The organism is Brevundimonas sp. MF30-B, from assembly GCF_004683885.1.
Classification (GTDB): Bacteria; Pseudomonadota; Alphaproteobacteria; order Caulobacterales; family Caulobacteraceae; genus Brevundimonas.
In genome coordinates, this window is sequence record NZ_CP038440.1 from 1366742 (window position 1) to 1380561 (window position 13820).

The following is a 13820-nucleotide window of genomic DNA, read 5'->3' on the forward strand; positions in this document are numbered from 1 at the left end:
GCTCAGTCGTCCAGCATCTGGCGCGCGCGGCGGAAGATGTCCTCAAACATCTCGGGCGTCAGCCGGCCAGTGTTCGTGTTCAGCCGCGAGCAGTGATAGCTGTTCAGGATGCGATAGCCGGCCGCCTCGCCCTCGACCCCGTGGCCGGCGGGGATGGCCGTGCCGGGCAGGCCCAGCGACTTCAGCAGCGACCGGCGCGACACGTCGCCCAGGGTCACGATCACCTTCAGCCGGGGCAGGGCGGCCAGCCGGTCGATCAGGAAGGGCCGGCAGGTCGCCTCTTCGATCGGCAGGGGCTTGTTCTGCGGCGGGGCGCAGCGGACCGCATTGGTGATCATGCAGTCGATCAGCTGGATCGTGTCGTCGGGCCGCGCCTCGTAAGTCCCGCGCGCGAAGCCGGTCTTCTTCAGCGTCTCGTACAGCAGCCAGCCGGCGTGATCGCCGGTGAAGGGTCGCCCTGTGCGGTTAGCGCCCGTCCGGCCGGGGGCGAGGCCCGCCACCAGAAGCCTCGCGCTCGGATCGCCGAAGGAGGGGGCGGGACCGTTCCACCAATCCGGGTTCTGAGCCTGGTTCTCGCGCCGGTAGGCGACCAGGCGCGGACACAGCGGACAGTCGCGGGGCGGTTCGGGATTCAGCATCAGGCGTCGCGCCGCGGGCGCGCGAACTCGGGCGCCAGGTCGGCCAGATCCAGGAAGCTGTCGGCCTGGCGGCGCAGTTCGTCGGCGATGTGGGGCGGCTGGCTCTTGGTCGTCGAGATTACGGTCACCCGCACCCCCTTGGCCTGCACCGCCTCAACCAGACGGCGGAAGTCGCCGTCGCCGGAAAACAGCACCACATGCTCCAGCCTGTCGGACAGCGACAGCACATCGACCGCAATCTCGATGTCCATATTGCCCTTGGTGCGGCTGCGGCCCTCGGAATCGGTGAACCGCTTGACCGGCTTGGTCACGACCGAGAAGCCGTTATAGCCCAGCCAGTCCACCAGGGGCCGCACCGGCGAGAACTCTTCGCCCTCGATGATGGCCGTGTAATAATAGGTCCGCACCAGCCGGGCGCGGGCGGCGAACCAGTCGTTCATCCGCTTGAAGTCCAGCTCCAGCTGAAGCGATCGTGCGGCGGAGTACAGGTTGGCGCCGTCGATGAAGACCGCAAGTCGGTCGGACGGGTGAATGACCATGGGCGAATATCCGTGCGAATATGCGGGAGACCTCGATCAGGCGGTCATCGTCGCCCTGGGCTGCAATGACAAGGGGCCGTGGCGCGATTGCCGCGAGGCGCTGGAAGCTGCGCTGGCGCGATTCCGGCCCGAGGGCCTGGACGTCGTGGCGCGCTCGTCCTGGTGGAGATCCCAGGCCTGGCCCGACCCGAACGACCCGCCGTTTCTAAACGGGGTGGTGATTGTGCGCACCGAATACGATCCTCATGCCGTCATGGCCGCGCTCGGCCGAATCGAGGACGCCTTTGGCCGCCAGCGCTCGCGGCCCAATGCGCCCCGAACCCTGGACCTAGACCTCGTGGCCTTTGGGCGCGAGCAGGGTGATTGCACCGGCCTGATCCTGCCTCATCCGCGGGCGGCGGATCGCCGGTTCGTCATGGGCCCGCTGGCCGAGATCGCGCCGAGGTGGCGTCATCCAGTGCTGGATATGACTGCGGGGCAGCTGGCGGAGACAGGCTTGATAGGGTTGGACGCCTGCCCCTTGCGCTGATCGATCGCCGCATTGCGGCCCTCGCCGCGTTGCACAATGCGCTTCAAACCTGTATTTAGCAGGGTTCTCCCCCGCGTCTGAGGAATTTCATGGCCCGCGTCACCGTCGAAGACTGCATCGAGAAGGTTCCGAACCGGTTCGGCCTGGTCCTGCTGGCGGGTCACCGCGCGCGCGCGATCGCCAATGGCGCGGCCCTGCTGCTTGATCGCGACAACGACAAGAACCCTGTCGTGGCCCTGCGCGAGCTGGCCGAGGACAAGGTCGTGCCGGATGAACTGCGCGAGAACATCATCACCACCCTGCAGCGAGTTGATGAGCGGACCGAGGCAGAAGACGAGGCCGAAACGGTCAAGCTGCTGGCCGAGCCGCAGCACATGAACATGGCGGAGGCGGAACTGATCCGCGCGCTGCAAAGCGACCGCGACGGCGGTCAGGAGGAGCGCTACTGACGGCCGAGCCCGCCAGAGGCGTCACTATTCTGCCGGCGCGGACCGCAAAGGCTGCGCCGGCTCCAGAAGCTGCAAACCTGAATTCACCCCCGACGCCGGAGCCTGATGCGGCCCCGGCGGCCAAGCGCATGCCTGTCCTGCGCCAATTCGAACTGATCGAGGCCGTCAAGTCCTATGACCCGACGGCCGACGAGGCCCTGCTGAACCGGGCCTATGTCTATGCGATGAAGATGCACGGCTCGCAGCTGCGGGCCTCGGGCGATCCCTACTTCGCCCACCCGATCCAGGTCGCGGGCATTCTGACCGACTATCGGCTGGACACCGCCACCATCGTCACGGCCCTGCTGCACGACGTGGTCGAGGACACCTCCGCCACCCGCGACGACATCGCCCAGATGTTCGGCGAGGAGGTCGCCGTCCTGGTCGAAGGCGTGACCAAGCTGTCCCGGCTCGAGTTGCAGGCCGAGCACACGCGCCAGGCCGAGAACCTGCGCAAGTTCATCCTGGCGATTTCGCGAGACGTTCGGGTGCTGCTGGTCAAGCTGGCGGACCGTCTGCACAACATGCGCACGCTTCAGTATGTGAAGCCCGAGAAGCGCGAGCGCATCAGCCGCGAGACGCTGGAAGTCTACGCCCCGCTGGGTCGATCGATCGGCATCCACTCCATCGCCTCCGAGCTGGAAGAGCTGGCCTTCACCCACCTGAATCCCACGGCCAAGACCGCGATCGAGCGGCGGCTGGAGGCGCTGAAGCTGGAGCACGGCCACGCCATCGAGGGCGTGTCGAGCGAGGTGACGCGAGTCCTGGAGGAGGCGGGCATCTCCGCCCGCGTGCCGGGCCGGCAGAAGACGCCCTATTCGATCTGGCGCAAGCTGCAGAGGAAGTCGGTGGGCTTCTCCAGCCTGTCGGACATCTACGGCTTCCGTGTCATCGTCGATAGCGAGGACGACTGCTACCGCGCGCTGGGTGTGATCCACCGCGCCTGGCCCATGGTGCCCGAGCGGTTCAAGGACTTCATCTCGACGCCCAAGTCCAACAACTACCGCAGCCTGCACACCACGGTGGTCGGCCCGTCGGGTCTGCGAATCGAGATGCAGATCCGCACCGAGGCCATGGACCGCGTGGCCGAAGACGGGGTTGCGGCGCACTGGCGCTACAAGAACCAGGCCTATGGCTTCGACCGTCAGGCCATGGAGGCGGACGGCGGGCGCGACCCGCTGCAGAACCTCCGACACCTGGTTCAGGTGATCGAGCATGGCGAGGGCGGCGAGGACTGGGTCGAGCACGCCAAGCTGGAGATGTATCTGGATCAGGTCTTCGTCTTCACCCCGAAGGGCGCTCTGATCACTCTGCCGCGCGGGGGCATGGCTCTGGACTTCGCCTACGCTGTCCACACCGAGGTGGGCGACACGGCCGTGGGCGTGAAGATCAACGGCGAGCTGAAGCCGATGCGCACTCAGCTCCAGAACGGCGACGTGGTCGAGATAATTCGCGGCGCCAAGCGCGACATCCCTGCCGACTGGCGCAGCCTGACTGTGACCGGCCGCGCGCGCTCGGCCATCCGCCGGCACATCCGCAGCTCCGAGCGCGAGGAGTTCATCAAGCTGGGCCGCGCTGCGTTGGAACAGACGCTGGAGCGGGCTGAGAAGGCGTTGTCCGAAGTCACCCTGACCCCCGGGCTTGAGACCTTGGCCGTCGCCGACGAGGCTGAGCTGTTCGAGTCCATCGGGCGCGGCCGACTTAGCCCGTCCCGCGTGGCCGAGGTTCTGTTCCCCGGCCTCAAGGGCCGGCTCAAGGCTGGGCCTGAGAAGAGGCGGATCGACGACGCTCAGGCGCGTCTGTTCGTGCGCGGCGGCGGTCTGACGCCGGGCGTTTCGGTGCATTTCGGCGCCTGCTGCACGCCGGTGCCAGGCGACCGCATCGTCGGCATTCTGGAGCCGGACAAGGGGCTGACGGTCCACACCATCGACTGTCAGCAGTTGGCCGAATTCGCCGATGACGATTCGGTCTGGCAGGATCTGCAGTGGACGCCGCAGGCCGAGCACGAGGCCGTCGCGTCGGCTCGCATCCGCGCCACCATGAAGAATGCGCCGGGCGTTCTGGGTCAGGTTTCGACACTGATCGGCGAGGCCGGCGGCAACATTCTGAACCTGGTGATGGCGCACCGGCAGCAGGACTTTTTCGACGTCGAGATCGATGTCGAGGTCGAGGACGCCCGGCACGCCACCACCATCATCGCCGCGCTCCGCGCCAATCCGTCGGTCGACACCGTCGAACGCGCCCGCGGCTGAACTTTACAGACCCCAAGAGATTTCATGACGCCCGAAGAACAAGCCCTCGCCAATCAGGCGCAGGTCGCCTCGCCCTCCTATCGCCTCGCCGCCAAGGATTCCGACTTCATCCTGGGCGATTCCATGCGCGGCGTGCGCTTCCTGATGGAGTACGCCAAGGCCGAAGAGGCCCTGCGCGCCTGGGGCGTGCGTTCGACCCTGGTGGTGTTCGGCTCGGCGCGCGTCGGCGCGGACGGCGAGGGGCGGCATTCCTACTGGTACGAGCAGGCGCGCCGGTTCGGCCGCATCGCGTCCGAGCGGGGCGGAGCCTTCAGGGGCTCGCCGGGCGAACCGCGCGACAACGTCATCGCCACGGGCGGCGGGCCGGGCATCATGCAGGCGGCCAATCAGGGCGCGCACGAAGCTGGCGCTCCATCGATCGGCTTCAACGTCACCTTGCCGCACGAGCAGTTTCCGAACCCGTGGTCGACACCCGAGCTGACGTTTCAGTTCCACTATTTCGCCATGCGCAAGATGCACCTGGCCATGCGGGCCAATGCGCTTGTGGTCTTCCCCGGCGGCTTCGGCACGCTGGACGAGCTGTTCGAGATCCTGACCCTGCGCCAGACCGGCAAGGCGCCGCCGATCCCGATCGTCCTGTTCGACGAGGCCTACTGGCGTTCGGTCGTCAACTTCGACGCCCTGATCGAGCACGGGATGGTCAAGGCCTCGGACATGGACCTGTTCGCCTTCGCCGACGACGCGGAAACCGTCTGGACCAAGCTGCTGGAAGGCGGGCTGAAGCCGGGCGCGGATATCGAGTAGACCCACTCCGTCTTCCCGGCGAAGGCCGGGATCCAGGAAAGCAGGCTCTCGGCGGTCGTAAGGCTCTGGGCCCCGGCTTTCACCGGGGAGACGGGCTTCTTGGACGTGCCTTTCGTTTGTTAGGTGCGGGCGGTATGAGCACCCATGACCTCCGACGACGTTCTCTCCGAATTCCGTGACGCCGGCGCTCTTCGCGAAGGGCATTTCGTGCTGTCGTCCGGCCTGCACAGCCCGGTCTTCCTGCAGAAGAACCTGGTCTTCATGGACGGCAGACGCTGCGAGCGGCTGTGCAAGGCGCTGGCCGAGAAGATCACGGCGACGGTCGGTCCGGTGGATGCGGCGATCTCGCCGGCGGTCGGTGGGATCATCCCCGGCTATGAGACCGCCAGGCATCTGAACGTGCGGTCCATGTACGTCGAGCGCGTGGACGGCGCCTTCAAGTTGCGGCGGGGCTTTCATGTCGAGCAGGGCGAGAAGGTCGTGATGGTTGAAGACATCGTCACCACCGGCCTGTCGTCGCGCGAATGCATCGCCGCCATTCAGGAGGCGGGCGGCACGGTCGTCGCGGCCGCCTGCATCGTGGATCGCTCGGGCGGGCGCGCCGACGTGGGCGTGCCGCTGATCGCGCTGGCCACTCTGGACGTGCCGGCCTATCCGGCCGACGCCCTGCCGCCCGAACTGGCCGCTCTGCCGGTCGAGGATCCCGGCAGTCGACGGCTGGTGAAATAGGATGAGCCGACGCGTCCGCCTCGGCGTCAACATCGACCACGTCGCGACCGTGCGGAACGCGCGCGGGGGAAACCACCCCGACCCCGCACGCGCCGCCGAGACGGCTCTGGCGGCAGGGGCCGACGGCGTCACCGCCCACCTGCGCGAGGATCGCCGTCACATCACCGACGCCGACATCGACGTGCTGACGGCCCTTTGCCGGCGCGCGGGCAAGCCGCTGAACCTGGAGATGGCGGTCACCGACGAGATGCTGGCCATTGCGCTGCGCCACCGCCCGCACGCCGCGTGCCTGGTGCCCGAGCGGCGCGAGGAGGTCACCACCGAGGGCGGCCTGGCCGTCGCTGGCTGCGAGGCGCGCATCGCGCCGGTCGTCCAGGCGCTCGCAGAGGCGGGCATGCGTGTCAGCCTGTTTATTGAGCCCTCGCCGGCCCAGGTCGAGGCCGCCGCCGCCGTCGGCGCCCAGGTGGTGGAATTCCACACCGGCCGATACTGCCATCTCTCGCCCGACCAGCGGCCCGCCGAGCTCGGCCGCCTGGCCGCCGCCGCCGCCCAGGCGCAGGGCCTGGGGCTGGAAGTTCACGCCGGGCACGGCCTGGACTTCGGCACGGCCGGCGAGGTGCTGGCCATCCCCGAGATCGTCGAGCTGAACATCGGCCATTTCCTGATCGGCGAAGCCGTCTTCACCGGCCTGGACGGGGCCATTCGCCGCATGCGCGCGGCGATGGACGAGGCCGTAGCGGGCGCGATGGCATGATTGTCGGCGTCGGCGCGGACCTGTCGGATATCCGCCGCATCCAGGCCTCGCTGGACCGGTTCGGCGACCGCTTCAAGGCCCGCTGCTTCACCGAACTGGAGCGGCGTCGCTCCGACCGCAAGCCTGATCCGGCCTGGAGCTACGCCAAGCGGTTCGCGGCCAAGGAGGCCTGCGCCAAGGCTCTGGGCACGGGCATGCGCTCCGACGTCTATTGGCGCGACATGGGGGTGGTGAACCTGCCCTCGGGCCAGCCTACCTTGGCTCTGACCGGCCATGCGGCCGAGCATCTGGCGCGCCTGACGCCGCAGGGTCACGAGCCTCGCATTCACCTGACGCTGTCGGACGAGCATCCCTACGCCCTCGCCTTCGTAGTGATCGAAGCCTTGCCGATGGCGTAATCAGCCTATACCCCGTGGCAGGAATGGCCGCGCGAAAGCGGCAGGGGAATCAAGGCCAGATGAGCGACGACCGTAAGCGCGACGAAGAGGTGCGCGCGACGAACCAGGGCGACGGCGCCGTCTACGCCCCCGGCGCGCGCCGCGGCCGTGAAAAGCCCGCCAAGTCCGCGGGCAGCGAGACGATGGAAATCATCAAGACCGTCGTCTTCGCCCTGCTTATCGCACTGGTGCTGCGGGTGCTGTTCTTCCAGCCCTTCACCATACCATCGGCGTCGATGGAGCCCAATCTTTATGAGGGCGACTACATCGTCGTGTCCAAGTGGACCTACGGCTACTCCAGACACTCGATCCCGTTCAGCCCGCCGCTGTTCGACGGCCGCATCCTGGGCAAGGCGCCGGCGCGCGGCGACATCGTGGTGTTCAAGCTGCCGCGCGACAACCGGACCGACTACATCAAGCGCCTGATCGGCCTGCCGGGCGATCGCGTGCAGATGCGAGACAACGTCCTCTACATCAACGATCAGGCCGTGCCCGACGCCGTGGTCTCCCAAAGCGAGTTCGAGGATGTGTTCGGACCCCGCCAGGTGATGCGCAAGCGAGAAACCCTGCCGGGCGGCCGGACCTTCACCATCCAGGACTACGGCCCCGGCGGCGACCTGGACGACACGCCGGTGTTCGAGGTTCCGGCCGGCCACTACTTCTTCATGGGCGACAACCGCGACAACTCCATCGACAGCCGCGTCGGCGTCGCCGGCGGGGTGGGCATGGTCCCGGAGGAGAATCTGGTCGGCAAGGCCGAGATCATCCTGTTCTCCTGGTCGCCGGGCGCGTCCCTGTTCAACCCGGTCAGCTGGTTCGCCAATGTGCGGCCGAGCCGGTTCTTCCAGATCCTGGACTGATGGCCAATGCGCGCGCCGAGGCCGTGGCCGCCCTGGCCCAGCGGCTGGGGCACGCCTTCGCCGACAAGACCCTGCTGGACCGCGCCCTGACCCACGCCAGCGTGGGGCAGGGGACGCCGGTCGAAAGCCGCAAGATCCGCGACAACGAACGTCTGGAGTTCCTGGGCGACCGAGTGCTGGGCCTGCTGGTGGCCGAGCGTCTGTCGGCCGACTTCCCCGAGGCCGACGAGGGTCTGCTGTCGGCGCGCCTGCACGCCCTGGTCGACAAGGCCGCCTGCGCGCGCGTGGGCGAGGCGCTGGATGTCGGTCCGGCGCTGAGGCTGTCGGCGGGCGAGACCAAGACCGGCGGACGCAAGAAGGCCGGTGTCATCGCCGATGCGGTGGAGGCGATCCTCGCGGCCGTCTATCTGGACGGCGGTCTGGAGGCGGCGCGCGGTGTTTTCGATCGCGCCTGGGCCCAGGAGCTGAAGACGCCGTCCAAACCGGGTCTGACCAATCCGAAGTCCGCGCTTCAGGAGTGGGCGCAGGGACAGGGCAGGCCCTTGCCCGCCTATGCCGTGGTCGAGCGCACCGGCTCCGACCACGCGCCGACCTTCACGGTCCAGGTCTCGGTCGAAGGCGTCGAACCCTTGACCGCCCAGGGCCGTTCGCGTCAGGAGGCGGAGAAGGCGGCCGCTGTCGGCCTGCTTGAACGTGAAGGCGTGATTTGACCGATATCTCCGAAACCAACGACCAGACCCGCGCGGGCTTCGCCGCCATCATCGGCGCGCCCAACGCCGGCAAGTCCACCCTGGTCAACCGGCTGACGGGCTCCAAGGTCTCGATCGTCACCCAGAAGGTTCAGACCACGCGCTTCCCGGTGCGCGGCATCGCCATCCAAGGCGACGCCCAGATCGTGCTGGTGGACACGCCCGGCATCTTCACGCCGCGTCGCCGCCTGGACCGCGCCATGGTCGCCTCCGCCTGGGGCGGGGCCGAGGACGCCGATGTGGTCGTGCACCTGATCGACGCCCAGTCGCACATCGATTCCGAAGGGCGTGAGGGCACGGCCGCCGATCGCCGCTCGGCCGAGGACACCGAGACCATCATCGCCAATCTGAAGGCGACGGGCGCCAAGGTCATCCTGGCGCTGAACAAGATCGACGGCATGCGCCGCGACACCCTGCTAGCCCTGTCGCAGCGCCTGTTCGAAACCGGCGTCTATTCCGAGGTCTATATGATCTCGGCCCTCAGCGGGGACGGGGTGGACGATCTGAAGACCCGCCTGGCCCTGGCCATGCCGCAGGGCCACTGGCTCTATCCGGAAGACCAGTCCGCCGACGTGCCGATGCGCGTGCTGGCGGCCGAGATCACGCGCGAGAAGGTCTATCTGCGCGTCCATGAGGAACTGCCCTATTCGGCTGCGGTCGAAACCACGGCCTTCGACGAGAAGCCCGACGGTTCGGTGCGCATCGAACAGACCATCTATGTAGAGCGCGACAGCCAACGTCCGATCGTGCTGGGCAAGGGCGGTCAGACCGTCAAATGGATCGGCCAGAAGGCGCGCGAGGAGTTGACGGAGTTGCTGGAGCGGCCCGTCCACCTGTTCCTGACCGTCAAGGTGGATCCGAAGTGGCAGGACAGCCGCGCCCTTTACGCCCAGTTCGGCCTGGACTTCGACGTCTGAGCGAGAGCCCGTGTTTCATGTGCCGCGTACCGCCGGGGGCCATCCCCGGCTGATCCTGGGGGTCACCGCCGCCATCGTGGTCGGGGCCTCGGCCTGGGCGGCGGTGAAGACCGTCGCCGCGCCGCGACCGCCCGTGCCGACCGCGTCGGCGCCGCCCGAGCGCGCGCCTCTGAAGGTGGTCGAGGACCTGCCGATCCTGAAGGCGCGGCTGGATCGGGGCGATTTCATGGGCGGCGTGCTTGTGTCGCGCGGCGATCAGGTGCTGTTCCGCCAGGTCTACGGCATCGCCAATCGCGAGCGCGGCGAGCCCTTGGCGCTGGACAGCCGCTTTCGCCTGGCCTCGGTCTCCAAGCAGTTCACCACCGCCGCGATCCTGAAGCTACAGGACGAGGGCAAGCTCAGCGTCGCCGATCCGCTGTGCAAATGGATCCAGCCGTGCCCCGAGGCCTGGGCGCCGATCCGTCTGCATCATCTGATGTCGCACACCTCGGGCGTGCCGGACCTGATGGCTCAGGCGGAGTGGGGCCGAATCCGCGCAACGCCGCGCACACCGCAGGAGCTGACCGAAGCCACCGCCCGCTATCGCCTGCAGTTCGAGCCGGGGACCAAGGTCCGATACAGCAACGCCGGCTTCAACCTTCTGGGCGTGGTGGTGGAAAAGGCCAGCGGCGTCTCGTACGAAGCCTATCTGAAACAGGCGCTGTTCGACCCGCTGGGCCTGGATCACACAGGTTCCGACGCCGATGATCAGACCCAGGGGCTGGTCATGGGCTATGGCGATTTTCCCGGCGGCCTGACGCCTCAGCCCTTGGCCAATGTCAGCATCGTTTTTGCCTCCGGGGCTCTGTATTCCAGCCTGGACGACCTGATGATCTGGAACCGCGCATTGCATGGCGGCGCGGTTCTGACGCCCTTCTCCTACGCCCAGATGATCGCCGACCACGCGCCGGAGGACACGCCGCGCGAACGCGGCCGCCAGCGCCGGGCCTATGGCTACGGCCTCTACGTCAACAGCCTGGGGATGCGCACCGACGCGCCCTTCGCCGATGCGCAAATCTATCACACCGGCAGCTGGGCGGGCTTCCGCAACCTGGTGGTCCACGAGCCCGAGCACGACGTGACGGTGGTGGTCCTGTCCAACAACTATCACCGTCGTGACCAGGTCATGCTTATCACTCAGCAGGCATTGGCCGAAGCCTTGGGCAAGCCGGTCCCGACGCGTCTGGCCAACTAGGGAACGCAGCGCCCTTCGGCGGGTTGGCCTCGTGACCTGCGAGGAGATCCCATGAAGGCCGTCGTTCTCAACTGCACCCTGAAGCCGTCGCCCAAGACCTCGTCCACCGAGGCCCTGGCCCGCGTCGTCATCGCCGAACTGGAAAAGGGCGGCGCCGAGGTCGAGCTGATCCGTCTGGTCGATCTGGACATCAAGCCCGGCGTCTCCGCCGACGAGGGGGACGGCGACCAGTGGCCCCAGGTGGATGAAAAGCTGAAGGCCGCCGACATCGTCGTCTTCGCCACGCCGACCTGGCTGGGCCAGATGTCCAGCGTCTGCCTGCGCGCGCTGGAGCGGATGGACGCCTGGTTCGCAGAGACCGACGACGACGGCCGCCCGGTCGCCTTCGGCAAGGTCGGGGGCGTGGTCATCACCGGCAATGAGGATGGCGCCCACAACATCGTCGCCACCGTCTGCCAGGGCCTGATCGACATGGGCTTCACCATTCCGGGCCAGAGCTGGACCTATTGGCACCTGGGGCCGGGGCCTGGGCCCGACTACGTCGAAACCGACGAGGGCCACGACTATTCCGACCGCGTCGGCAGAAACGCCGCGCGCAATCTGGTCGCGCTGGCCAAGATCATGAAGCCCAGCGTCTATCCCGTTCCCGAAAGCGGCGAGGAGGACTAGGCTGATCCCCTCATAGCGGAGACGGCCATGTCCCTGACCCTCGCGGCCCTGGCCGCCCTGACGATCCAGGCGGCGCCCAGCCCCGAGGCCGAGATCGCCGCGGTGCTGGATCAACTTAACGCGGCCTCGACCGCTGCGGACGGCGAGGCCTACTTCGCCCTGTTCACGCCGGACGCTCGCTTCGTCGGCACGGACGCAACCGAGCACTGGACGCTGGAACAGTTCCGCGCTTACGCCGGGCCGGTCTTCGCTCGCGGTCGGGGATGGTCCTATCCGGCGACCGAGCGAACGATCACCATCGCGCCGATCGACTGCCGCTGCATCGCCTGGTTCGAAGAGAAGCTTACCAACGCCAGCTATGGCGAGACGCGCGGGTCGGGCGTGCTCCGCCGGACCGACGACGGCTGGAAGATCGAGCAGTATGTGCTGAGCTTCGCCGTGCCCAACGACAAGGCGTCCGCCGTCGTCGACCTGATCCGGGGCGGCGCTTCCGACTGATGGAGATCGAAGACGAGGCCTTCGTGCTGTCGGCGCGGTCGCATGGCGACACAGGCGCCGTGGTCGGCCTGCTGACCGAGCAGCACGGGCGGCGAATGGCCTATGTGGCCGGCGGGGCGTCGCGGCGCATGAGGCCCTTTTTACAGGCCGGCGCGCGGGTGACGGCGGCGCTGAGGTCGCGCACCGCCGATCAACTGGGCTCGGCCCGGCTCGAGCCGATCGGGGAGGGCCCGGCCGCCCTGTTCGACGATCCTTTGGCCCTGGTCGGCCTCAACGCCGCCGCCGCCGTGGCGGAGGGGGCGCTGCCCGAGCGCGAGGCCCATCCGGGGGCCTTCTTCGCCTTCGAGGCCCTGATGGGCGCCCTGGCCTGGCCCGAGGTCTGGCCGGCCGTCTTCGCCCGGTTCGAAGCGGGTCTGCTGGAAGAGCTCGGCTTCGGTCTGGACCTGTCGCGCTGCGCGGCCAGCGGGTCGACCGACGATCTCGTCTGGGTCAGCCCGCGCACGGGCCGCGCCGTCAGCCGCGAGGCGGGCGCGCCCTATGCCGACAAGCTGCTGGCCCTGCCGCCCTTTATGCTGGGCGCACAGGCGGGCGTGGCCGAGGGCGACGTCAAGGCGGGGCTGGACCTGACCGGCCACTTCCTGGAGCAGTTCGTGTTCCACCCGCTGAACAAGCCCCTGCCGCCCGCCCGCGTATGGATGCTGGACAAACTGGCCGAGGCGGGGCGGCTATAGGCTTCCGACGCCTGCCGCCGCCGGCTCGATCTCGTAGACGGTCGAACAGTATTCGCAGGTGACGCGGATTTTGCCGTCGTCCTCGATCATTTCGCGCCGCTCGTCCTCGCCGAACGAGGTCAGGACCGAGGTGATACGGTCGGCCGAGCAGCGGCAGACAGCCGCCAGCGGGCGCGCCTGCTCCAGCCGAACGCCGTCCTCGTGGAACAGGCGGAACAGCAGGGTCTCCGGCGTGATCTGAGGGTCCAGCAGCTCGTCGTCGGCCAAGGTCTGGAACAGGGCCTCGGAGCGTTCCCAGACCTCTTCGGTCGATCCACGCGCGGCGTCGCCCGCGACCATCTGGATCATCGCGCCGCCAGCGCGCCACCTCGGCCCGGCGCCCTGATCGACCGCCCCCACCGCCAAGCGAACCTTGGTGGGCACCTGCTCGGACTGGCGGAAATAGTGTTCGGCGGCCAAGGACAGGCTTTCGCCCTCGATGGGGGTGATGCCCTGGTGGCGCTCGAAGTCCGGCCCCTGGTCCAGGGTCATCACGAACACGCCCTTGCCCAGAAGGGTCTGGGCGCCGGGACGCGAGAAGCCCGTCGAGGCTGCGGCCACTTCCTCGGCGTCGAAGCGGCAGTAGCCGCGTATGTGGCCCTGGCTGTCGTAGTCGGCCACCACATAGCGTACCGGTCCATCGCCCTGGGCCTGGACGATCAGCCGGCCCTCGAACTTGAGGCTGGAGCCGACCAGGGCCGCCAGAGCGCAGGTCTCGCCCAGCAGGGCCGCGACCGGTTCGGGATAGTCGTGCGCCGACAGGACGGCGTCGATGGCGTCGCCCAGGCGAACGAGGCGGCCGCGCACGGGCCAGCCCTCGATTTGGAAGGCGGCGGCGAGGTCGTCTACGGGAACGGGCGACAGGGGCGCGTGATCGGTCACGGCGGCTCCGGGAAATGGCGTTTCGGAAGAGGCGGAAAGATAGGCGCCCGCTTCCCGCTTGATAAGGGGCC

At 68.1% G+C, this 13820-nt stretch carries 17 protein-coding genes; 14 read left to right on the plus strand and 3 right to left on the minus strand.

Translation table 11 applies throughout. The features are described 5' to 3' along the window. Positions 1-2 precede the first annotated feature (2 nt). Together E4M01_RS06865 and E4M01_RS06870 are read right to left on the minus strand one after the other, a co-directional pair. The gene (locus E4M01_RS06865; protein ID WP_135061576.1) at positions 3-638 is read right to left on the minus strand and encodes a uracil-DNA glycosylase; all 636 of its coding nucleotides are present in this window, start codon (positions 636-638) and stop codon (positions 3-5) included. Next, positions 638-1177: an NYN domain-containing protein gene (locus tag E4M01_RS06870; RefSeq protein WP_135061574.1), complete on the minus strand. Its 540-nt coding sequence runs from the start codon at positions 1175-1177 to the stop codon at positions 638-640. Before E4M01_RS06870 ends, E4M01_RS06865 begins: the two co-directional genes overlap by 1 nt. Here E4M01_RS06870 and folK point away from each other — a divergent pair. The 14 genes from folK (at position 1170) to recO (ending at position 12828) form a co-directional block, all read left to right on the plus strand. Beyond that, positions 1170-1706, plus strand: a complete 537-nt coding sequence (gene folK, locus E4M01_RS06875) for a 2-amino-4-hydroxy-6-hydroxymethyldihydropteridine diphosphokinase (RefSeq protein ID WP_135061572.1) — start codon at positions 1170-1172, stop codon at positions 1704-1706. The two genes, E4M01_RS06870 and folK, sit on opposite strands and share 8 nt — an antisense overlap. A gap of 89 nt (positions 1707-1795) precedes the next feature. After that, positions 1796-2155, plus strand: coding sequence for a DNA-directed RNA polymerase subunit omega (rpoZ, locus tag E4M01_RS06880; RefSeq protein ID WP_135061570.1), 360 nt, complete (start codon positions 1796-1798; stop codon positions 2153-2155). Positions 2156-2283: 128 nt separating this feature from the next. Further along, a complete protein-coding gene (locus E4M01_RS06885; RefSeq protein WP_135061568.1) occupies positions 2284-4446 on the plus strand; it encodes a bifunctional (p)ppGpp synthetase/guanosine-3',5'-bis(diphosphate) 3'-pyrophosphohydrolase in 2163 nt (720 codons plus the stop codon). A 24-nt stretch (positions 4447-4470) separates the two neighbouring features. Further along, entirely contained in the window at positions 4471-5250 is a 780-nt protein-coding gene (locus E4M01_RS06890) for a TIGR00730 family Rossman fold protein (RefSeq protein ID WP_135061566.1), read from the plus strand. 144 nt (positions 5251-5394) lie between these two features. Beyond that, entirely contained in the window at positions 5395-5979 is a 585-nt protein-coding gene (gene pyrE, locus E4M01_RS06895; RefSeq protein ID WP_135061564.1) for an orotate phosphoribosyltransferase, read from the plus strand. Between the two features lies 1 nt (position 5980). Continuing rightward, positions 5981-6733: a pyridoxine 5'-phosphate synthase gene (locus E4M01_RS06900; protein ID WP_135061562.1), complete on the plus strand. Its 753-nt coding sequence runs from the start codon at positions 5981-5983 to the stop codon at positions 6731-6733. Beyond that, a complete protein-coding gene (gene acpS / locus E4M01_RS06905; protein WP_135061560.1) occupies positions 6730-7131 on the plus strand; it encodes a holo-ACP synthase in 402 nt (133 codons plus the stop codon). The genes E4M01_RS06900 and acpS overlap by 4 nt, the downstream gene beginning before the upstream one ends. Before the next feature lie 182 nt (positions 7132-7313). Continuing rightward, entirely contained in the window at positions 7314-8030 is a 717-nt protein-coding gene (gene lepB / locus E4M01_RS06910; protein WP_209316102.1) for a signal peptidase I, read from the plus strand. Continuing rightward, a complete protein-coding gene (rnc, locus tag E4M01_RS06915) occupies positions 8030-8740 on the plus strand; it encodes a ribonuclease III (RefSeq protein WP_135061556.1) in 711 nt (236 codons plus the stop codon). The genes lepB and rnc overlap by 1 nt, the downstream gene beginning before the upstream one ends. A gap of 5 nt (positions 8741-8745) precedes the next feature. Continuing rightward, positions 8746-9696 carry a GTPase Era gene (gene era, locus E4M01_RS06920; RefSeq protein WP_209316103.1) on the plus strand — a complete coding sequence of 317 codons (951 nt, stop codon included), beginning with the start codon at positions 8746-8748 and terminating at the stop codon, positions 9694-9696. Positions 9697-9715: 19 nt separating this feature from the next. Then, entirely contained in the window at positions 9716-10930 is a 1215-nt protein-coding gene (locus E4M01_RS06925) for a serine hydrolase (RefSeq protein ID WP_245158142.1), read from the plus strand. Between the two features lie 51 nt (positions 10931-10981). Further along, positions 10982-11599, plus strand: coding sequence for a flavodoxin family protein (locus tag E4M01_RS06930; protein ID WP_135061550.1), 618 nt, complete (start codon positions 10982-10984; stop codon positions 11597-11599). A gap of 27 nt (positions 11600-11626) precedes the next feature. Further along, positions 11627-12097 (plus strand): nuclear transport factor 2 family protein, encoded by a 471-nt coding sequence (locus tag E4M01_RS06935; RefSeq protein WP_135061548.1) that lies wholly within the window; start codon positions 11627-11629, stop codon positions 12095-12097. Continuing rightward, a complete protein-coding gene (gene recO / locus E4M01_RS06940; RefSeq protein WP_135061546.1) occupies positions 12097-12828 on the plus strand; it encodes a DNA repair protein RecO in 732 nt (243 codons plus the stop codon). Before E4M01_RS06935 ends, recO begins: the two co-directional genes overlap by 1 nt. Here recO and E4M01_RS06945 read toward each other — a convergent pair. Continuing rightward, positions 12823-13749 carry an Hsp33 family molecular chaperone gene (locus E4M01_RS06945; protein ID WP_135061544.1) on the minus strand — a complete coding sequence of 309 codons (927 nt, stop codon included), beginning with the start codon at positions 13747-13749 and terminating at the stop codon, positions 12823-12825. The two genes, recO and E4M01_RS06945, sit on opposite strands and share 6 nt — an antisense overlap. Positions 13750-13820: the final 71 nt, after the last annotated feature.